Raw genomic sequence first — 19,585 nt, forward strand, 5'->3', positions numbered from 1 at the left:
TCGTAGCGGCGCGGACGAGCCCGCGACCGAAGCCCTCCTGCTCCGATTTCCCGACTTGCCGGGACCCTCTACCGCGGAAAGCCGCAACAGTAGCGATCCTCCCCGCTCATCCGTCCTGGCCAGTGCCGTCACTTGCACCGCTCCCGGGCCCCCCCATTTGGGGACCTGAACAGTTACGCCCCATGAACTCTGCCGCCGACAAGAAGACTGCCGCTGAGGTTGAAACCGAGTCACCCCGCGCCGAAATCATCGGCATCTTGTCCGAAAAGGGACTCAATGGAACTGAGCGTGGAACACTGATTGCCAACGCGGTCGTTGAGTCACTTTCGAGGCGCGGCAGGTTCTACTATCACGCCGACCGCAGAGACTTTGATTCCGCAATGTTCTTCGACGCCGATAGGAAGCGCCTGGAACGGGTTCGGTCTGACGCGTTCCGAGGGTGGATTTCCGAATGGACCGCACTGAACCGGGCGGCCACCCACTCGAAGTTTATCGAGTCCGGAATAGAGACCGCCGCGCTTGCCGGGCCACTCACAACCGGCATCGTTCCCGAAGCCTACTTCTGTTCCCGGGGCGGTGCCGTCTATCTTTCCAACGGCGACGGCTCGATTGTCCGCGTTCGCGCCGAAGGAATTGACATGGTGGACAACGGGACCGACGGAGTTCTTTTCGCGGCCGGGCGCACACTGGCGCCGTGGGCACTCACTGGCCCTCGCGACCCGTTCGAGACGTGCAGCCTGTTCAGCAACGTGAATTGCGGGGCCACGCACGGAAGAGACCTTCTGAAGCTATGGGTTCTCTCGCTTCCGACTTCGCCGAGATCGAAGCCGCCGCTGTGTCTCGCGGGCGACGTCGGCAGCGGGAAGACACGGGCAGCGAAGGGCATCGCGGAACTGTACGGAATGCCATTCGTGGCCTCGGCGGTCGAAGAGTCACGCGAAGACGATTTCTGGCCCGGCATCGACGCGGGCGGGCTGTTCACGCTGGACAACGCCGACTCCCGCGTTCGGTGGCTCGCCGATGCGCTGGCGTCTGCCGCTACGGACGGTTGCTCCCAGAGGCGCAAGCTCTACACAAACTCGGAGACCGTGAACCTTCGTGCCCGCGCTTGGGTGGCCGTGACGACCGCCAACCCGACCTTTGCCAGCGACCCGGGACTCGCCGACCGCCTGCTCGTGGTGCGACTACTCCGACGGGAGGGCGAGACCGCCGACACCGCGCTTTCTGACGAAATTACCGCGAACCGCAACGCCGGACTATCCTTCGTCGCACGCACGCTTCAACGGGCCCTGGCTGATTCCTCGCCGGTCCCCTCCGGACTGAACGCACGCCACCCGGATTTCGCATCGTTCGCGGTTCGGATCGGGAGGGCAATCGGGCGGGAGGTGGAGGCCGTCGCGGCTCTGTCGAGCGCGGAAGCGGACAAGGGCCGGTTTTGCGTCGAGAACGATCCGATTGGCGCCGCCCTACTTTCGCTCGTCGAGGCTTCCGGGTTCATTTCCGGGACTGCCGCCGAGATCGGCCCGCGCCTTATCGAAGTGGACTCGGAGCTTGAGAACCGGGCGACGCCGAAGCGTCTCGGCAAGAAGTTGTCGGCACTATGGCCGCACCTGGAGCGCGTCATGGGTGCGCGAAAAGAGGCCAACCGCATCGGGGTCACGACCTTTCGATTCACCCGACAAGGAGGCTTGGTGCAGGGTTTGCAGGGTTTCGACCCCCATGGTTTTGAAAAGTCCCCTCGTGAAGAGAATTCTGGGGACTTTTGGAAACCATGCTCTTCAAACCCTGCAAACCCTGCAACCGAGTCCGATTTCCGTCTCGGCGACTCACAACCCGAAATGGTTTGGCCGGACTAAATGCGACTTCGAGTTACTATGAACGACAGAGACCTTGAAACCCTTGCGGGCCGGGTGGAGCGATGCGGGACGCTGACCCGCGCCATCCGGGCTCTTCGCTGGTGCCGGGAGTGGCCTGCTGGTCACGCCGACCGGCCGGCCCAACCCGGATTCGTCCGCGACTTCGAGAAGGCCCACGGTCCCTTGCCGGCGAGCGCGGAACGGATCATGGCTGAGTTTCAGCCGGAGGACGCATGAACGACGACATCGACCTTCCAAGCGACGGCTCGTGCCGGCCGTGCATCGTGGTCGATTCGAGGGAGCAAACGCCTCTGGCCTTCCGGCGCCTGGCGTCGGTCGTTGGGACGCTTGGAACTGGCGACTACTCGGCGCGGGGCTTGGAACATCACCTCGTGGTCGAGCGGAAGTCCGTCGCGGATTTGATCGGGTCGCTTGGTCCGGAACGCGAGCGGTTCGAGAGGGAATTGCATCGGCTTCGCGGGTTCGTCTTCCCCCGCCTGCTGATCGTCGGGACCGAGGCCGAGGTGATTGCTGGGCGCTATCGGTCGAACATGAAGCCGCGTTCTGTCATGGCTTCGTTGCATGCCTTCGAGGCGCGTTACGGCGTGCCGATTGTTTGGGTGGCCGATCCGGAATCGGCGGCGCGACTGGTCGAACGGTGGGCGGCGTGGTGCGCGTACGACGTGACCCGGTCCGCGAGGCTGTTGGCGAAGGGCATGCCGGAAGCCGTGGAGGCGCGTTGAGGAGAGGCCCGCTGTGGTTACCCTCGGACGAAATCAAAACCGCGTGGCGGTGCCCGTGCGGGGCGGGAAAGGGCATCCCAGAGAAAAAGGGGGGAAAAAGGTAAGTATTTTCTTTAAACCCGCTCACACGGCAGGGTTGGCAGGACGGCGAACTTTATGCATAAAGCCCTCGAAAATCGAACTGTCACCCCCTCCATCTGAATCACCTATGAACTCACAACCGAAATCCAACGCTCAACTGGCAAAAAAGTACGGCGCGACGACCCGAACCGTTCAACGCTGGCGTGCCGAAGGCGCACCCCTCCATGACCACGCTCAAATGCTCTCATGGCTGGCTGGCCGGCGCGTTTGTCCGGAACCGCCGGTTGAATCACCCATGACATCGGCGGCGAAAGTGATGTCACCCCCGACGCCGCCTGTGGAACCGCCGGCAGGGGCGGCTTGTGCCGATGCCGGGGACGGGGACGAGGGTGCGGCGCAAGCATTGCGAAGGCTGGAGGCAGGCGAGCGGCAGGCACACAACGCCTTCCTGCGAGCCGTTGAGTCTGGCGACCCCAGGGCAATCGCGTCGTCGCGGCGTGGATGGTTGGCGGTGTGCGAGGCGCTGAGGAAAGCGGACCTGGCGGTGAGTGAGGTGAGGCGAGGCGACACGGTTTCCAGCGTTGCCGCCGTCGGGGCGTTCATAGCCGCGTTGGCACCACTCCGACAGCATGCCGCGGCCCTGCTATCAAGGATAGGTCCGGGGTGTTGCTCCCAGGCGCGGGATGCGAGCGCATCCGCAGAGATCGAGGCTGTCATTCAGGGTGAATGCGACGCGCTGGAAGTATCCATCGAACACGCCATCGAGCTGTTTTCCGGCAACCTTGGCCAGCAGGCCGGGGAGGTTGGGAAGCGGGTCTTGGATCAATCGCTGACGGCGGGACGGACCCTCCAATCGCTACTCGGACGGATGTTCGGGGAGCTGGATGAGACCGCGTCCCGTCGCCCGATCGCGAGGCATGAACTCAAAAGCGCGAGGGAACGGTTGTTTCTGGAGTTCTCGAAGAGACTCGGCGGGCTTGGGGAGGGTAAGCCATGAGCAGGAAACTGACCGAGTCGGAGCGACTGGTCTTAGACTCCGTGACCGCACCGCCCGATGAGAGCGTTGAGGACTTTTTGGCCAGCGTAGCGTTCGGGGTGCCCAAGACACCGAAGGCGACGGTCCTGAAACCGAAGGCAAAAAGGAAACGGAATGAGTTACCATGACCCAGCGCGGCTGTTCGAGGGGCGGAAGAAGGAGGTGACGAATCCTCAAGGCGTGAATCAGCACGGGGAGGCTGACCCTCAAAATGAGGTTCAACCAACAACCGCCGCTCAAATCGCCGCCGAGACGGGCGTCAGCCGCGCCACCGTCGAACGCGACGTAGCCTTCGCCAAAGCCGCCGACAAACTCTGCGTGGCGGATGACATAACAAAGGCTCGCCAATGAATGGCTTCGATGATGACAGCAGCGTGGTCCCGGCCGTGGACTTCCCTTACGACGACATAGACGCCCCCGTGGACTCACCTCGCGATGACAACACCCTCATGCACGTCCTGTCGATCATCTGCGATGGGCGCGACGCGGAGCAGATAGGCAAGCGTGCTCTGGTCGTTCAGCAACTCCTGAATCCGCTCCCAGGCACACAACGGGACTTGGCTAAGACTCTCGGAGTGTCTGAGGGTCGAGTAAGCCAGCTACTTAAGGCGCTGCGGGCCGCATTGCTGTCATCCACAACGACTTAGGTTGGCTAAGTCACTCTGCCGCTAAAGTCCGGACACATTCTTGATGGCATCAAAAACTTTGAGAACGTCACGGGAGCTTGTCGTGGAGGCCCTGGACCGGTTGTGCGACTTGTCACTGACCCAAGACGACCCCAACGCTCCACACTTCGGCGGGCCCAGGCTTCCCGAGACCTTCCGTGAAAAGCGCCAACGCATGGAGGCCGAGGCGGCGGCGGCGCGGGCGGAGCATGAGGCGGAGCAACGGCGGTTGGCCAGTCTGTTTGTGAGTGTGCGCGACGGACAGGCCCATGCCCGTCGTTCACGCCAGAAACTCGAATCCATCGAGGCCAGCCTGAAGGATTCAGATGGTGACATCGCGGCACAGTGTCAATGGCTGGTGGACACCTACGGTCATGCTGGCGACGGCATGAATCCGATGGGATTGCAGCAACTTGCGGTCCTGCATGCGCTCAAGGCCAGTCGGGAGCAACTGATTGGCGCGGCGCGGCGTGAGTTTGAAAGCGCATCGGCGGCGCTGAGTAGGTTGGTGTCTGAGAACTCGAAGGACTTGGAGGCGATGGGACTTTTCAAAGCTGAGTCGCCAGAAGACACTGGCGCGAGCCCTTCCTGATATCGACAATTCGCAGAGACAGGCGCACACTCTCACCGAAGGAGACACTGACATGAACGACAACAAACTTAGCGGGCTGGCCCGAGTCACCGCAGCATTCGCGGCGGAGCATCAATCGAAGAAGGAGCGAGTCCTGGCCGCACACGCCGTCGCGGATTCCCTCCGCCCGAAGAGCAACATGGTTGGGTTGCACGGGCTGGAGAAGGTCACCGAGGCTTTCGCGGGGGCCCAGGCGCGGCGCATCGTCGAGGCCTTGGCCAGAAAGACCGGCATTCCGCTGCCGGGGGCGCCGAAACCGGCCGCGCAACTGCTGGGAACCAGTCCGGCGCCGGCCCGTCGTCTCTGCGGTGTGATGCCGTTGGGATTCGCGGATTGAACCATCCTCGCGGCGGGCGCCATCCATGCGCCTTTTCGCGGCGAACCCCGGCGCCGGCCGCACCAACCGGGGGCTGGCAGGACCACCCACCTGCCGGCATTTGAGGAACCGACATGCCAACATTGAGCGGAACGATTCGGTCCATCGGCGGCAACCCGGTTCGGACCGTCGTCAAGGCGACGAGGACGAGCAAGCCGGGCCCTGTCGGCGACGGGAAGTTTTGCCTCGGCGGTTCAGTGTCCTTCGAGACCGATGCCGACGGGAACTTCTCCGTGACGCTGGTGCATGGCGAGTTTCGACTGGACTGGAGCGTGGGCGGGCTTCCCTCGCGGCTGAACATCGTCATTCCCGAGGGCGCCGAGACCGTCTCGCTGGTTGACGTGATGGCCCCGACCTGACCAACGGATTCACGGTCACGCCCCCGAGAACGGCGCACGCCCGGTCTTCCGCGTAGGGGAGGCCGGGCTTTTCGTCTGCTATGGCCACCTTCCCCCGGTTGTTCCGATGCGTCTCCGTGGCACCTGGAGCGTCGATTCCGGCATCGAGGCGCGCTGAATTGCCCCGCGTCAGGCTGCCCGAAGTAATGCCTTTGGATGGGCGACGTTAACGGGCGGCAAATCGAAATTGGCGAGGCACAAGGAAATCGCGTCACTGTCCGCGTCGAGGAGGTGCCGGTCGGACGTCACCAAAACGGGAAGATCGCAGAGGCTCGCCTCAGCGAGAATCAACGCATCATGGAGTTCATCGGAGGGGAGCTTGCATCGCCAAATCGCTTCTCTCGCGACCTTCTCCGCGATGCCATGCTCCACCGGCGAGAGCGGCAGTGGCGTTGCCCCCCAGCCCCGCAGGTCCCGGAGTGCTACCCCCGCAAGCGCCTGTTCCTCACCCTCCTTCTCCGTCGCCGCGTGAGCCAGTTCCTCAATGACGGTCGGTGTGGCGAACAGCGCAAATCCCCGCTCTTGGAACTTCTCACGAAAGGCGTGCGCCCAATTCTCGCCCCCCGCCAAGGCGTACAAGACGTTAGTGTCGAGCGCGAACCGCTTGCTTCGCCGGGGCTGCCCCATAGATTATCTGCATTCCCCGCTCGAAAAGCCGCGCCCGATCCGAGTCCGACAGGCGGTTTGCCGTCTCTCGCGTTTGGCGGGCGAGCTTCGTGCTTGCCGGCTCTTCGCCCTCCCTCTCGCCCTGCTTGGTGATAGGCTTGTCGGTTGCCATCGAGGCTCCTCGCGAATTGTGTGTTGCGCCAGTTGACGCCAAATGCCAGCAACTGACGCCAAATGCCAGCAACTGCATGGACCGTTACCCGTAGGGAGGAGCCTGTCAACGTCCCAGTCGAGGCCATGGTGGACCCGATGGAGCCGCACCGATCCCGAACCCGTGCCGTCCGTCATGGAGAACGTCCCCGCCGTCGAGGCGACCCCGTCCTGGACGACGTGGCGGCACCCGGAACGAGCTTAGCCACTCGCCGCCTTGCCCGCACCCCCGCCGCAATCCTGCCGCCAGAAGTGGCTAAGTTTTGGCTAAGCAAGGTTTCTCGGAGGCTCCTGAATCTTCGTAAGTCCTTGGTGCCGTTGGAGCCAGTTGTCGGATTTGAACCGACGACCGTCCGATTACAAATCGGGTGCTCTACCACTGAGCTAAACTGGCCCGGCCCGGAGAGGCACTCTTCCCCTTGGGTTCCCCGCCCCAGTAAGCGCCCCCTCCCCATCTTCGGTCAAGTCAGCCCTGATCCCCCAGGAAGCAAACCGTGCATCCCGGAGTGGTGGGGAGAGGTGCGAACTTCGCGAAGCGTCACTTCGGAGGACCGGGCTCCACAAGCCCGCAACGGTGTGGCGCGTTGGGTTGTGGACTCGCGGAGCTCGTCCCTCCGATTCGCTGCCTCCTCACCCACAACGCCGGAAGGCACCGCCTCAACCCCCGCCATCCCCTATCCGCACAAACCGCCTTTGCGAGCCCCAGGAGCCGGGCGAGTCGCTGAAGTCCCCGGGCAGGAGCAAGCTGCAGTTCGGGCATCGCCCGCTGGGCGTCAGCTTCCAGGCGGTCAGATCGTACCGATCCCGGGCAATCAGGATGTCATCGCATCCCGGACATCGGGTGGATTGCCCCTCGGGATCCTCGATGTTGCCCGTGTACACGAATCGCAATCCCGCCGCCAATGCCTGGCCCCTCGCCCGCCGCAACAACGCCGGAGGCGTCGGTGGCACGTCGAGCAACCGGAAGTCGGGATGAAAGGCGGTGAAGTGCAGGGGCACGTCCGGTCCAAGATGCTCCAAAAACCATTCGCACAGCGCCCCGATCTCCAACGGCCCATCGTTCAACCCCGGAATCAGCAGCGTCGTCACCTCGATCCATACCCGCGTCGAGCGGTGCACCCACTCGATCGTCTCCAGGACGGCCTCCAACCGGCCCAAACATTGCCGCCGGTAAAACTCGGGATGAAACGCCTTGAGATCGATATTGGCCGCATCCAGTGGGGCGTAAAACGCCTCCCGGGCCGCTTCGGTCACGTAGCCTGCCGTCACCGCCACCGCCCGAATGCCCGCCTCCCGCGCCGCGTGCGCACAGTCGATGGCGTACTCCGCGAAGACCACGGGATCGTTGTAGGTGAAGGCCACACTCCGACACCCGGCACGCACCGCTGTCCGGGCCACTTCCTCCGGTGCCGCCACCTCCGCCAGGCGATCCATGTTCCGTGCCTTCGAAATCGACCAGTTCTGGCAGAACCGGCACCCGAGATTGCAGCCCGCGGTGCCGAAGGAAAGGATGCTGCTGCCCGGCAGAAAGTGGTTGAGTGGCTTCTTTTCGATGGGATCGATGCAGAAACCGGAGGCTCGCCCGTAACTCGTCATCCGCATCCCGGCGGCATCCGCATCCCGGACAAAACAAAACCCCCTCTGCCCCGGCGCCAGCCGGCATTCCCGCGGACATAAATCGCACTGAAACCGGCCGTCCTCGGTGCGATGCCACCACTCGGCACGCACCACCGAGGGCCCCAGCCGAAGTCGCTGAACGCGCGTCATCATGCAGTCCCCCGGTGAGGATCCAACCCCCGCCCTCCCCACCGGTCAACCCTGCAGTGGTTCCCCAAATCGCCCCCAAGGCCATCCCCGCACTTGCCGTCGGCACAGCCCGCTCGCCACCCTCTCGCCCGAGTGACCATGCCGATGCCGCTGGAAGGGAAAGAAATCCAAACGGATCACCAGGACACCGGGGAGATCCCCGCCGCCGCCCGGGAAATCCGGTGGTTCGTCGCCCATACCCGGGCGCGCTGCGAGAAGAAGCTGGCGTCGTACTGCACCCGCGCCGGCCTCGAAACCACCCTTCCCCTCTACAAAAGCGTCAAGAAATACCGCGGCAAAACCATGACCTTCGAGAAACCCCTCTTCCCGGGGTATCTGTTCCTGCGCATGCCCATGCTCTCGAGGGCCTCCGTCCTGCAAAGCGACTACGTCGCCAACCTCCTCGATGTCCCCTGCCAGGAGGAGTTCGAGGAACAACTCGGATCCATCCTCCGCGCCCTCGACACCGAATACGATGTCCGCCTCGCCCCAACCATCCAGCCCGGCTCTCACGTCCGCGTCCGCTCCGGCCCGTTGCGCGGCCTCGAAGGCTATGTCGAACAACGCCGCGGTCTGGTCGAGGTTCACCTCCGCCTCGACTTCATCAGCCAGGCCGCCGCGGTCACGCTCGATGCGGATCTCCTCGAACTGATCTAGCCACACCCCATCCAGCCGCCGCTCCCGCTCAACGCACCCCATCCCATCCCGGATCCCGTCTCGAAGGCGCGGATCCCGGAAATGGAAATGCGTTCAGGCGAAAATGCCCCTTGCTGCCATTCCACCCGATCCTTATAGTCCCCGCTCCTTTTCGACCGACGAGGGGACATCAGGACATTATGCGACGAGCCCGCCCGCCCAAGACCAAGAAATCCGTGGCCAAACGCTTCAAGATCACGGCCACCGGCAAGGTGATGCGTTCGCGTTCCGGCCGACGCCACCTACTCCAAAGCAAGAGCCCCGGCCGACGCCGCAGCCTCCGCAAACAGGTGGAAGTCAGCCCCACGGATACGCATCGCGTCCTCGCCAGCCTGCCGTTTTCCCACCGCTGATCCCACCGCTGATCCCACCGCCCGCCGCGGCCAACTGATTCCACACCCCGTTCTCCCACCATGCGTGTCACCAACGCCCCAGCCTCCCGCCAACGCCGGAAGAAGATGCTCAAGATGGCGAAGGGCTTCCGCCTCAAGCGGTCCAAGCTCTATCGCTACGCCTCCGACGCCGTGGACCACGGCCTGCAATACGCCTACCGCGATCGTCGCAATAAGAAACGCACCTTCCGCGCCCTCTGGCAGATCCGCATCAATGCCGCGGCCCGCGCGGCCGGCCTCACCTACAGCCGCTTCATGGAGGGCCTCAAGAGCGCCCAGGTCGCCCTCGACCGCAAGGTCCTCGCCGACCTCGCCGCCACCGATGCCAACGCCTTTGCCGAATTGATCCGCGTGGCGCAAACCGCCCTCGACGCGAAGCGCGCCGCCGCCAGGGCCTGATCGGGCACCCGCTGCCGAACCTCACGTTTCCTTACCCAACGGGCGGCCCAACCAGGCTGCCCGTTTTTTTCTGACCCGACCCCATCCCCACTCCCCTTCCCATGGCTGGCTGGCTCGCCGACATCGATCCCCTCGCCCGCGAGGCCGCCGAGGCGCTTCGCTCCGCCCCCGACCTCCCCGCCCTGGAACGGGCCAAGGGCGCCTTCCTCGGTCCCGACGGCCGGTTCACCCGCCTCATGAAACAGCTCGGCTCGCTGTCCCGTGAGGAGCGGCCCGCCGCCGGCAAGGCCATCAACGCCGCCAAGTCGGACATCGAACAACTCCTCGTCGCCCGCCGCGAAGAACTGGAATGCCAGGCAACCGCCCCCCGCATCCCGGCGGATTTCACAGCGCCGGGACGTCGCCGCCACCTGGGCCGCCTCCACCCCCTCACCCAGACCACGGACGCCATCGTCGCCGCCTTCCGCCGCCTGGGGTTCGCCGTCGCCGACGGACCCGAAATCGAGGATGAGCGCCATTGCTTCGATGCCCTCAACACCCCCGCCGACCATCCGGCCCGCGACGCGCAGGACACCTTCTACCTCGATCTGGCCGACCGCCCCCTGCTCCGCACCCACACCAGCTCGGTGCAGATCCGGGTCATGGAACGTCAACCCCCTCCCATCCGCATCATCGTCCCCGGCCGCGTGTACCGGCGCGACAACGCCGACGCCACCCACAATCCCACCTTCCACCAGGTGGAAGGCCTCTACGTCGATCGCGACGTGACCGTCGGCGACCTCAAGGGCACCGTCGAATTCGTCTTTCGCACCCTGATGGGCGAGGACACCCGGATCCGCTTCCGTCCCCACTACTTCAGCTATACCGAGCCCAGCTTCGAGATCGATTTCAGCAACGCCCTGGTCCAACGCCTCGGCAAGGAATGGCTCGAAATCGCCGGATGCGGCATGGTCCATCCCCAGGTCTTCGAAAACGTCGGGTATGACCCCGAGGTCTGGTCCGGCTGGGCCTTCGGGTTCGGCATCGAGCGCATTGCCATGCTTCGCCACGGCATCGACGACATCCGGCTCTTCTACGGAAACGATGTCCGTTTCCTCCGCCAATTCTGATTCCCCAATCTCTCCCCTCGCGCCCCGGCACCCTTCCCGCCTCCACCCCTGCCACCTCATGAAATCCATCGCCACCGCTCTCCTGGCCGCCGTCGGCCTCGCCGCCTTCATCGCCCCCAGCGCCCACGGCGCCGACCGCGCCACCCGGCATGTCTTCCTCATCTCCACCGACGGCCTCCGCTGGGAGGAGGTCTTCCGCGGCGCCGAGGAAATCCTCATCAGCCGCGAGTACGGCAATGTCGGCAACACCAACGCCCTGCGCGAGCTGTACTGGCGACCCACCCCGGAGGCACGGCGCCAGGCCCTGCTGCCCTTCCTTTGGTCCACCGTCGCCACCCAGGGCCAGCTCTGGGGCAACCGCGACCTGCGCAGCGATGTCCGCGTCTCCAATACCCGCCTCTTCTCCTACCCCGGCTACAACGAACTCCTCACCGGCTACGCCGATCCCCGCATCGACAGCAACGACAAGACCCTCAACGTCAATACCAACGTCTTCGAGTGGCTCAACACCCTCCCCGCCTACCGCGACCGGGTCGCCGCCGCCATCAACTGGGATGTCCTTCCCTGGATCCTCAATGCCCCGCGCGCAGGCTTCCCCGTCTGGAGCGGGTTCGATGTCCCTCCCGGCACCCGCCGCATGGACGTCCCCGATGCCCTCACCGAAATGGTCGAGTACGGACGCACCATCTGGTCCGGCGTCCTCCTCGATACCTTCGTCGGCTACGCCGCCCGCCACGCGGTGCGCAGCCTTCAACCGCGCGCCATGTACATTTCCCTCGGCGAAACCGACGACTGGGCCCACGACGGCAGCTACGAACGCTACCTCCGTGCCGCCCACGAATTTGACCGCTTCCTCGCCTCCCTCTGGACCCTCGTCCAGTCCATGCCCGATTACCGTGACCGCACCACCTTCCTCATCACCGTGGACCACGGACGCGGCCCCGCCCCACTGGCCTGGAAGGACCACGGACGCGCCATCGCCGCCTCGGCCTACATGTGGTTCGCCGTCCTCGGACCCGACACCGCCCCGCTCGGCGAACGTTCCAACACCCTCCTCGTCACCCAGGCCCAGATGGCCTCCACCGTCGCCGCCTTCCTCGGCGAAGACTTCCATGCTTTCTTCCCCAATGCCGCCCAGCCCGTCCGCGAGATCCTCGCCCGCCCCTGAGCCTCCCCTCCGCCCCATCGCATGAAGGTCACCCTCAACTGGCTCCGCGAATACGTCGGGTTCGACGGCTCCCCCGGCGAACTGGCCGAACGTCTGACCCAGCTCGGCCTCGAAGTCGAAGCCATGGAATCGCTGGGTGGCGACTTCCCGGGCGTGGTCGTCGCCGAAGTGCTCACCCGCGATAAACATCCCAACGCCGACAAACTCTCCGTCTGCCGCGTCCACGACGGCCAGGGCGAACGCCAGATCGTCTGCGGCGCCCAGAACTTCAAACCCGGCGACAAAGTCCCTCTCATCCTCCCCGGCCACCCCCTCCCACCCCGTCCCGGCGAATCCGCCCCGTTCGTCATCAAAGTCGGCAAAATTCGCGGTGTGGAATCCCACGGCATGCTGTGCGCCGCCGACGAACTCGGCATCCACCCCGAATCCCTCGGCCTCGCCCGCGAAGAGGGCCTCCTCATCCTCCAACCCGAGGCCACCGCCGGCCAACCCTTCGCCGAATACCTGGGCCGCGGCCGTCCCGACACCCTCTTCGACCTCGAAGTCACCCCCAACCGCCCAGACCTCAACAGCGTCATCGGCATCGCCCGCGAAATCGCCGCCGTCACCGGTCAACCCCTTCGTCTCCCCACCGTCCCCACCCCCGATCCCGCTTCGGACCATCCGCCGGCCGATCACTGCGTCTCCGTCCGTCTCGAAGCCCCTGAACTTTGCCCGCGCTACACCGCCCGCGTCCTCTTCGGCATCCGCGTCGGCCCCAGCCCGGACTGGCTCCGCACCACTCTCGAACGGGTCGGCCTCCGCAGCATCAACAACGTCGTGGACGTCACCAACTACGTGATGCTCGAAACCGGCCAGCCCCTCCACGCCTTCGACTATCGGTCCCTTGCCCCCGACGCCCAGGGCCGCCCCGCCATCATCGTCCGCCGCGCCTCCGATGGCGAATCCTTCACCGCCCTGGACGGTCGGACCCACACCCTCGCCCCGGATCACCTCGTCATCGCCGACCCGACCCGCCCCCTCGCCCTCGCCGGGATCATCGGCGGCCAGAACTCAGAGGTCACCGACCAGACCCGCGACATCCTCCTCGAGTCGGCCAACTTCGCCCCCACCTCGATCCGCCGCACCTCGAAGACCCTCGGCATCCGCACCGACGCCTCCTACCGCTTCGAACGCGGCGCCGATCCCAATCAACCCGGGGCCGCCAGCGCCCGCGCCGCCCACCTCATCCTCTCGCTCGCCGGCGGTTCCATGGCCCCGGGAGTCGTGGACGCCTACCCCTCCCCGGTCCAACCCCGCCTCGTCACCCTGCGTCACGCCAGGGTCAACCAGCTCCTTGGCACCCATCTCTCACCCGAGGAGATCGAATGCCTCCTCGCCCAACTCGGCCTCAAGGCCGCCCACCGCCGCCCCCGCGCCGTCGCCGAATCCGCCGCCCCTGAACCCCTCACCGTCTCCATCCCCACCTACCGCGTGGACCTGAAACGCGAAACCGACCTCATCGAGGAGGTCGCCCGCATGTACGGCGTCGATCGCATCCCCTCCGTACCCCCGCGCCAGGCCCAGGGCACCCATCCCTTCGATGCCCGCTACGACGCCTTCATGGAGGTGCGCCGATGGCTCACCGGCCTCGGCCTCAGTGAGGCACAGGGCCAGACTCTCGTCGCCCTCCCCTCCATTCGTGGCGTCCCCGACCCCGCCATCGTCCGCCTGGCCAATCCGCTCAGTCACGACATGGACGCCCTCCGCCCCAGTCTGATCCCCGGGTTGCTGGACGTCCTCCGCCACAACCTCCGCCACCAGAACCGGGACGTCGCCCTGTTCGAGTTGGGACGCATCTTCCGCCGCCAGGACGCCTCATCCCGGACCACCGAATCCTGGAGCGTCGGCATCGCCCTCACCGGCGCCCGTCATCCCGCGTCCTGGTCCGGAACCGACCGCGATGCCCGGTACGATGCCCATGACCTCAAGGGCCTCATCGAGACGTTCTTCGAACATCTCGGACTTCGCGGCGCCGCATTCCAGCGCCAGGACGCCTCCACGGATCTCTTCGTCGAACACGCCACCATCGCCCTCGGCGGCAAACTGCCCCTCGGCACCCTCGGACAACTCCATCCCCGGCTTGCCCGCGACTACGATCTGCGGGACCCCGTCCTCCTCGCCGAACTCGATCTCGACGCCCTCCTCGCCCGCCGCAACCCGGCCCGCTCCTTCAAGGCCCTCCCCGCCTTCCCCGCCACCCGCCGCGATGCGGCCATGCTCCTTCCGGAATCCGTCACCCACGACGCCGTCCTCCAGGCCGTTCGTCAGGCAAAGGCGCTCCACCTCGAATCCGCCGAACTCTTCGATGTCTTCCGCGACGAACGCCTCCCCGCTGGCCAGAAAAGCGTCGCCTACGCCTTCACCTACCGCGCTCCTGATCGAACCCTCACCGATGCCGAGGCCAATGCCTCCCACGACAAGATCCTCGCCCATCTGAAGGATCGCCTGGGCGCCACCTTCCGCGCCTGAACCCGGAACCGCCGGTAGCCACGGGTCCGCCACGGCTCCCCGTCGGCTCGTTTCGCACACAACCCTCCACCCCCCGGAGGGACGAGCTCCGCGAGTCCTCAACCCATCGCCCCACCGTCATGCCCGCCGCGCATAGCCGGCGCGTCCTCCCCCTTCCACTCACCCAAGTTGTCCCCTGGAGGGACGCCCCCCCCCGGCATCCTCACGCCTCGGCAGGTGCCGGTTTCGCCGACGGCCTCCCCTTCGGCGTCCCTTCCGCCTCCTCTCCCTCAGGCTCCGGATCCCGCGCCGCCTCCGTCTCAGGCGAAGGCGCCCACCGGTGCACCCACGCGAACAGTGCGGTGAACAGCCCCCCGCTCAGCATCGTGTTGCGGAAGAACTCCCACGTGGGCGGAAACCCCGCCGTCCCCTTGGTCAACGCCACCAGCCAGCCGGCCAGATCCTTGGTGTATTCCGGATGCCCGAACGGATTGAACAACCAGGAAGCCGTGTTCGTAAGCACGTAAAACAAACACGCCCCCAGCAGGCCTCCCCCCAGCAACGGCAACAGCCCCCGGTGCGAACGGAAACACCGCCCCAACCCGATGAGCACCGCAAACCCCGCGTAATTCAAAAGCTGGTACCACTGGAACGCCTCGTACCCGAGCCAGTACTGGTAGTAGCAGTTCAACACCAGGTCCGTCGCCAGCAACGTCCCCAATGGCACCCACCAGGCCACCTGGCCCCGAAAGAAGGCCCCCGCACAAAACGCCAACGCATAAAACGCACTGAAATTCGGCGGAAACAAACCGGGCCATCGCGTCAGTGCCGCCACCCCCACAAACACGGCAGGCAGCACCCATCGACGATTCCACTTCACGCGCACCACGATACGGACCCCGCCCCCTCCCGCCAAGCGCAGCCTCCACCTCCTCACCCTCGAAGTCCCGGAAGGAAGAGCCCCCCCCTCCCCCAGCTATCCCCCCCATCACTTGCCAAGGCAAAACTCGCCGAATATCCGGTCCAGCAAATCCTCCGTCGTCGTCTTCCCCACCATCTCGCCCAACGCCTGGACCCCCAATCGCAATTCCATCGCCACCAGTTCCAGCCCCTCCCCCGCCCGCAATGCATCGGCCGCCGATCCCACCGCCACCCGCGCCCGACGCAGAATGTCCTCGTGCCGGGCATTGATGGCAATGTCCTCCGTCCCTCCACCCGCTCGCCCCGACCCTGCCTCCCGCACGATCGCGTCCTTCAGCGCCTCCAACCCCTCCCCCGTCCGACAGCTCACCGACACCGCCGCCGGCCCCAGTTCCCTCAACGCCAGGTCCGATCCGAGATCCGCCTTGTTCAGGACCAACACCCGGGGACGCCCGGCAAACTCCTCCAGAAATCCCCGGTCCGTCGCCGACATCGGCTCGGATCCGTCCAACACATGAAGCAGCAGCTCCGCGTGGGCCGCCGCCCGCCGCGAACGCCGCACCCCCTCCTCCTCGATCGCGTCTCCGGCCTGCCGCAGTCCCGCCGTGTCCACAAACACCACAGGAATGCCCCTCACGTTGGCCGTCGCCTCGATCGTGTCCCGCGTCGTCCCCGCCACCGGCGAAACGATCGCCCGATCCCGCCCCACCAACTCGTTCAACAAACTCGATTTCCCGGCATTCGGGCGCCCGATGATCGCCGCTCGCACGCCCCGACGCAGCACCTCCCCCTCCCGCGCCGTCGCCAGCAACCCGTCCATCCGCCCCAGGGCCGATTCCAAACGCGTTCCCATCCCGTCCTGCGTCTCCGGCTCGATGTCCTCGTCCGGGAAATCCAGGTGCGCCTCGACATGCGCCAGCACCCCCATCAGATCGTCCCGGAGCCCGCCCACCCGCCGCGACAACGTCCCCGCCAGCTGCTCCTGGGCCGCCCACAAGGCGCGCTCCGTCCGGGCATGGATCAGATCCGCCACCGCTTCCGCCTGAACCAGATCCAGCCGCCCGTTCAAGAACGCCCTCCGCGTGAATTCCCCGGGCAACGCCAGCCGCGCCCCCGCCGCCAGCACGGCGTCCAGCACCTGCCGCGCCACGAACACCCCGCCATGACACGAAATCTCCGCCACGTCCTCGCGCGTGAACGTCCGAGGCGCCCGCATCACCGCAAGCAGCACCTCATCCACCACCTTCCCATCCCGCACCACATGCCCGTAATGCAGGGTGTGCGTCGCCGCCACCAAGGCTCCCCCCCTCGCCGAACCCGGCGTCACGAAAACCCGGTCCGCCACCGCCAGCGCTTCCCGCCCCGACAGCCGCACCACCGCCAGCCCCCCCTCGCCCATCGGGGTCGCAATGGCCGCAATCGTGTCCGTCTCCCCAGCCGTCAGGCGCATGCCGCCAGCCTGCCGGGTGAACGTCAGGGTTCAATCCGAACCGGTGCCTTCACCATGACCACATGCTCCACCCGCCCGAAAAGCACCGGCCCCGGACCCATCGCCCGATACCCCCTCCGTGCGTAGAACTCCGCCACCTCAATCCTCGCATTCAGGCCGATCTCCCCGGCCCCGCGTCGCCCCGCCTCCCGTTCCAGGGACTCCAGAAGCGCGGCACCCACGCCCCTTCCGCGCCAGGCCTCCTCCACCGCCATGTAGCGCACCTGCGCCACCCCCTCCGCCACCCACTGAACCCGCCCTGTCCCAATCACCCGCCCCGCCGACGTCACGGCCACCCGATGAACGCTGTCCGCCTCCCCTTCGTCCCGCTCGCTCCCACGCTCCTGCCCCCACGGCGCCCGCAACACCCGCCAGCGCAGATCGTACAGCGCCTCCCATTCGCCCAGGCCTTCCGGCCCACGAATCATGAAGTCACCGGAATCGCTCGCTCCCATCCTGTTCCCCCTTCCCCGCCCCCGGGTCGTGCCGGGGTTTTGCCGATTGACGCTCAAACAAGCCCATTCGTAAGGTTTCCATGCCGGCAGCGGTCCCTCCTCCGCCTCACGGCCCGGCCCTATGATCGAAGGTTACTGCGTCAAGTGCAAAGCCAAGCGTCCCATCGCCGAGGCCGTCGAGGAACAAATGAAGAACGGTCGCAAAGCCGTGAAGGGCAAATGCCCCGCTTGCGGCGCCGTCATGTTCAAGATCCTCGGCGGCAAAACCTCAACGCCACCCGCAACGCCATCCGCAACGCCACCCGCGATCCCATCCCCCACCTCCGAGTCCCCTCTCGCCAACCCTGCGCCGGAACCCGCTCCCGGCCCCCCCTGATTCCATGGCCGACCAACTCGCCTACGTCATCCTCACTCCCTACACCCTCCAGAAATCCCGCACCGGCGGGATTTTTGCCAGATTGATCACCCGCACCGGGCTCGAACTCGTGGCCGCCCGCATGTTCGCCCCCAGCCAGACCCTCATCGACGAATACGCCGCCCACATCGTCTCCGCCGAGGATCCCCAGGACCGCCGCATCCAGGAATGGATCCGCGACTACGTCGCCCGGAACCTCGCCCCCAATCCCGCCACCGGACGCCGCCGTCGCGTCATGGTCCTCCTCTTCCGCGGCGAAGACGCCGTCCGAAAGGTCCGGTCCGTGGTCGGCAACTTCACCCAGACCCCCCGCAGCGGCGAAACCATCCGCGATTCCTTTGGCGACCTGATCCTCGACGAACACGGCCAGGCCCGGTACTTCGAACCCGCCGTCCTCGCCGCCCCCAACGGCGAGGAAGCCGCCTCCAAACTCCAGATCTGGGCCCGCTACGCCGCCCGGGACGGCGGCCTCCTCGAAGACGTCGCCTTCCACGACGCCCCCGGCCCCATCGAACGCACCCTCGTCCTCATCAAGCCCGACAACTTTCGCTTCCCCTCCGGCCGCCCCGGAAACGTCATCGACTTCTTCTCCCGCACCGGCCTCGCCATCGTCGCCATCAAGGTCCACCGCATGAGCGTCGCCGATGCCGTCGAGTTCTACGGGCCCGTCCGTGACATCCTTCGCACCCGCCTCAACGAGTCCGTCGGCCATCGTGCCGCCGCCGCCCTCGAAAAGGAATTCGGCTTCCGCCCCGGCCCGGACGTCGCCGCCCGCCTCGGCGAACTCCTCGGCCCCGCCTTCGGAGACCATCGGTTCGAGGAGATCGTGCAGTTCATGTCCGGCCTCGCCCCCAGTCAGTGCCCGCCCGGGCGCCTGCACGAACCGGGCACCGAGAAATGCATCGCCATCGTTTACGAAGGCCCCGAGGCCATCCGCAAAATCCGCGATGTCCTCGGACCCACCGACCCCTCCCAGGCTCCCCCCGGTTCCATCCGCCGCGAATTCGGCTCGACCATTATGGTCAATGCAGCCCACGCCAGCGACTCCGCCGAAAATGCCCGGCGCGAAATGGCCATCATCAAACTCGGCCAGGAAAACATCTTCCAGAAAACCGTCGAGGACTTCTACGCCGGATGCGGATCGGGCGGCGCATCCCGGAATGGGGGTTGAGGAGGCTGCAAATCGCGAAGGGACGAGCCCTGCGAGTCCTCAACCCAGCGCTCCACACCGTTGCGGCCTCGTGGAACTCGGCCCTCCGTAGCGACGCTGCGCGACGCTCGCACCTCTCACCACAACTCCGGGATCCCGCGCCCGAGCAACAGCGCAATTGAACGCTGCGCAATTGAACGCTTGCAATCCCCCCGCCCATTGCCCACCCTGTCCGCGCTTCACGGGAAGCGAGCGTAGCTCAGCCTGGTAGAGCGTCACCTTGCCAAGGTGAATGTCGAGGGTTCGAATCCCTTCGCTCGCTCCATTTCTCTCAAGCGCCTCCTTTCCCCAAGGAGCGCGCACTTCCAGCAGCCTTCGACTACTAGCGTACTCACCGTTAAGCCCGCGGTTCAACGCCACATCAGTGCGCTTCCCCTCCCCTTTTCAACCAATTCATATCATCGCATCCGGATGAATTGATTTGATCACGGGT

General features: G+C 65.8%; 20 protein-coding genes and 2 tRNA genes. 16 read left to right on the forward strand and 6 right to left on the reverse strand.

The annotated features are described in order from the left end of the window. Window positions 1-182 precede the first annotated feature (182 nt). From KF833_00745 to KF833_00780, 8 genes are all read left to right on the forward strand, one after another. The gene (locus tag KF833_00745) at window positions 183-1,856 is read left to right on the forward strand and encodes a hypothetical protein (GenBank protein ID MBX3743812.1); all 1,674 of its coding nucleotides are present in this window, start codon (window positions 183-185) and stop codon (window positions 1,854-1,856) included. Window positions 1,857-1,874: 18 nt separating this feature from the next. Beyond that, window positions 1,875-2,093 carry a hypothetical protein gene (locus tag KF833_00750; GenBank protein ID MBX3743813.1) on the forward strand — a complete coding sequence of 73 codons (219 nt, stop codon included), beginning with the start codon at window positions 1,875-1,877 and terminating at the stop codon, window positions 2,091-2,093. After that, entirely contained in the window at window positions 2,090-2,599 is a 510-nt protein-coding gene (locus KF833_00755; GenBank protein ID MBX3743814.1) for an ERCC4 domain-containing protein, read from the forward strand. Before KF833_00750 ends, KF833_00755 begins: the two co-directional genes overlap by 4 nt. Before the next feature lie 376 nt (window positions 2,600-2,975). Beyond that, window positions 2,976-3,677, forward strand: a complete 702-nt coding sequence (locus KF833_00760) for a hypothetical protein (GenBank protein MBX3743815.1) — start codon at window positions 2,976-2,978, stop codon at window positions 3,675-3,677. A 153-nt stretch (window positions 3,678-3,830) separates the two neighbouring features. After that, on the forward strand, window positions 3,831-4,067 hold the full coding sequence (locus KF833_00765; GenBank protein MBX3743816.1) for an HTH domain-containing protein: 237 nt from the start codon (window positions 3,831-3,833) through the stop codon (window positions 4,065-4,067). A gap of 378 nt (window positions 4,068-4,445) precedes the next feature. Then, the gene (locus KF833_00770; protein MBX3743817.1) at window positions 4,446-4,973 is read left to right on the forward strand and encodes a hypothetical protein; all 528 of its coding nucleotides are present in this window, start codon (window positions 4,446-4,448) and stop codon (window positions 4,971-4,973) included. Window positions 4,974-5,025: 52 nt separating this feature from the next. Next, window positions 5,026-5,349, forward strand: a complete 324-nt coding sequence (locus KF833_00775) for a hypothetical protein (protein ID MBX3743818.1) — start codon at window positions 5,026-5,028, stop codon at window positions 5,347-5,349. A 113-nt stretch (window positions 5,350-5,462) separates the two neighbouring features. Next, complete coding sequence (locus KF833_00780; GenBank protein MBX3743819.1) at window positions 5,463-5,747, forward strand: hypothetical protein; 285 nt, start codon at window positions 5,463-5,465, stop codon at window positions 5,745-5,747. 168 nt (window positions 5,748-5,915) lie between these two features. Here the strand turns inward: KF833_00780 and KF833_00785 are convergent, their stop codons facing one another. The 3 genes from KF833_00785 to amrS form a co-directional block, all read right to left on the reverse strand. Then, window positions 5,916-6,413, reverse strand: a complete 498-nt coding sequence (locus KF833_00785; GenBank protein ID MBX3743820.1) for a type II toxin-antitoxin system VapC family toxin — start codon at window positions 6,411-6,413, stop codon at window positions 5,916-5,918. A gap of 508 nt (window positions 6,414-6,921) precedes the next feature. Continuing rightward, window positions 6,922-6,996, reverse strand: a tRNA-Thr gene (locus KF833_00790). Window positions 6,997-7,259: 263 nt separating this feature from the next. Then, window positions 7,260-8,369 (reverse strand): AmmeMemoRadiSam system radical SAM enzyme, encoded by a 1,110-nt coding sequence (amrS, locus tag KF833_00795; protein MBX3743821.1) that lies wholly within the window; start codon window positions 8,367-8,369, stop codon window positions 7,260-7,262. 138 nt (window positions 8,370-8,507) lie between these two features. On the opposite strand from amrS, the gene KF833_00800 reads away from it, so the two are divergent. The 6 genes from KF833_00800 (at window position 8,508) to pheT (ending at window position 14,683) form a co-directional block, all read left to right on the forward strand. Then, complete coding sequence (locus tag KF833_00800; GenBank protein MBX3743822.1) at window positions 8,508-9,065, forward strand: hypothetical protein; 558 nt, start codon at window positions 8,508-8,510, stop codon at window positions 9,063-9,065. A gap of 179 nt (window positions 9,066-9,244) precedes the next feature. Next, on the forward strand, window positions 9,245-9,457 hold the full coding sequence (gene rpmI / locus KF833_00805; protein ID MBX3743823.1) for a 50S ribosomal protein L35: 213 nt from the start codon (window positions 9,245-9,247) through the stop codon (window positions 9,455-9,457). Window positions 9,458-9,517: 60 nt separating this feature from the next. Further along, complete coding sequence (rplT, locus tag KF833_00810; GenBank protein MBX3743824.1) at window positions 9,518-9,895, forward strand: 50S ribosomal protein L20; 378 nt, start codon at window positions 9,518-9,520, stop codon at window positions 9,893-9,895. 101 nt (window positions 9,896-9,996) lie between these two features. Next, window positions 9,997-11,004, forward strand: coding sequence for a phenylalanine--tRNA ligase subunit alpha (gene pheS, locus KF833_00815; protein ID MBX3743825.1), 1,008 nt, complete (start codon window positions 9,997-9,999; stop codon window positions 11,002-11,004). Between the two features lie 58 nt (window positions 11,005-11,062). Beyond that, window positions 11,063-12,172 carry an AP protein gene (locus KF833_00820; GenBank protein MBX3743826.1) on the forward strand — a complete coding sequence of 370 codons (1,110 nt, stop codon included), beginning with the start codon at window positions 11,063-11,065 and terminating at the stop codon, window positions 12,170-12,172. A gap of 21 nt (window positions 12,173-12,193) precedes the next feature. Beyond that, on the forward strand, window positions 12,194-14,683 hold the full coding sequence (gene pheT / locus KF833_00825; GenBank protein ID MBX3743827.1) for a phenylalanine--tRNA ligase subunit beta: 2,490 nt from the start codon (window positions 12,194-12,196) through the stop codon (window positions 14,681-14,683). Between the two features lie 202 nt (window positions 14,684-14,885). On the opposite strand, the gene KF833_00830 is transcribed toward pheT, so the two are convergent. From KF833_00830 to KF833_00840, 3 genes are all read right to left on the reverse strand, one after another. After that, window positions 14,886-15,542, reverse strand: a complete 657-nt coding sequence (locus tag KF833_00830) for a hypothetical protein (GenBank protein MBX3743828.1) — start codon at window positions 15,540-15,542, stop codon at window positions 14,886-14,888. Between the two features lie 108 nt (window positions 15,543-15,650). Next, a complete protein-coding gene (gene mnmE, locus KF833_00835) occupies window positions 15,651-17,033 on the reverse strand; it encodes a tRNA uridine-5-carboxymethylaminomethyl(34) synthesis GTPase MnmE (GenBank protein ID MBX3743829.1) in 1,383 nt (460 codons plus the stop codon). Between the two features lie 23 nt (window positions 17,034-17,056). Next, on the reverse strand, window positions 17,057-17,500 hold the full coding sequence (locus KF833_00840) for a GNAT family N-acetyltransferase (GenBank protein MBX3743830.1): 444 nt from the start codon (window positions 17,498-17,500) through the stop codon (window positions 17,057-17,059). A gap of 407 nt (window positions 17,501-17,907) precedes the next feature. Between KF833_00840 and KF833_00845 the strand changes: the two genes are divergently transcribed. Both KF833_00845 and KF833_00850 read left to right on the forward strand, forming a co-directional pair. Beyond that, entirely contained in the window at window positions 17,908-19,113 is a 1,206-nt protein-coding gene (locus tag KF833_00845; GenBank protein MBX3743831.1) for a nucleoside-diphosphate kinase, read from the forward strand. Window positions 19,114-19,340: 227 nt separating this feature from the next. After that, window positions 19,341-19,417, forward strand: a tRNA-Gly gene (locus tag KF833_00850). Window positions 19,418-19,585 lie beyond the last annotated feature (168 nt).

This window comes from Verrucomicrobiia bacterium, assembly GCA_019634625.1.
Classification (GTDB): Bacteria; Verrucomicrobiota; Verrucomicrobiia; order Limisphaerales; family CAIMTB01; genus CAIMTB01.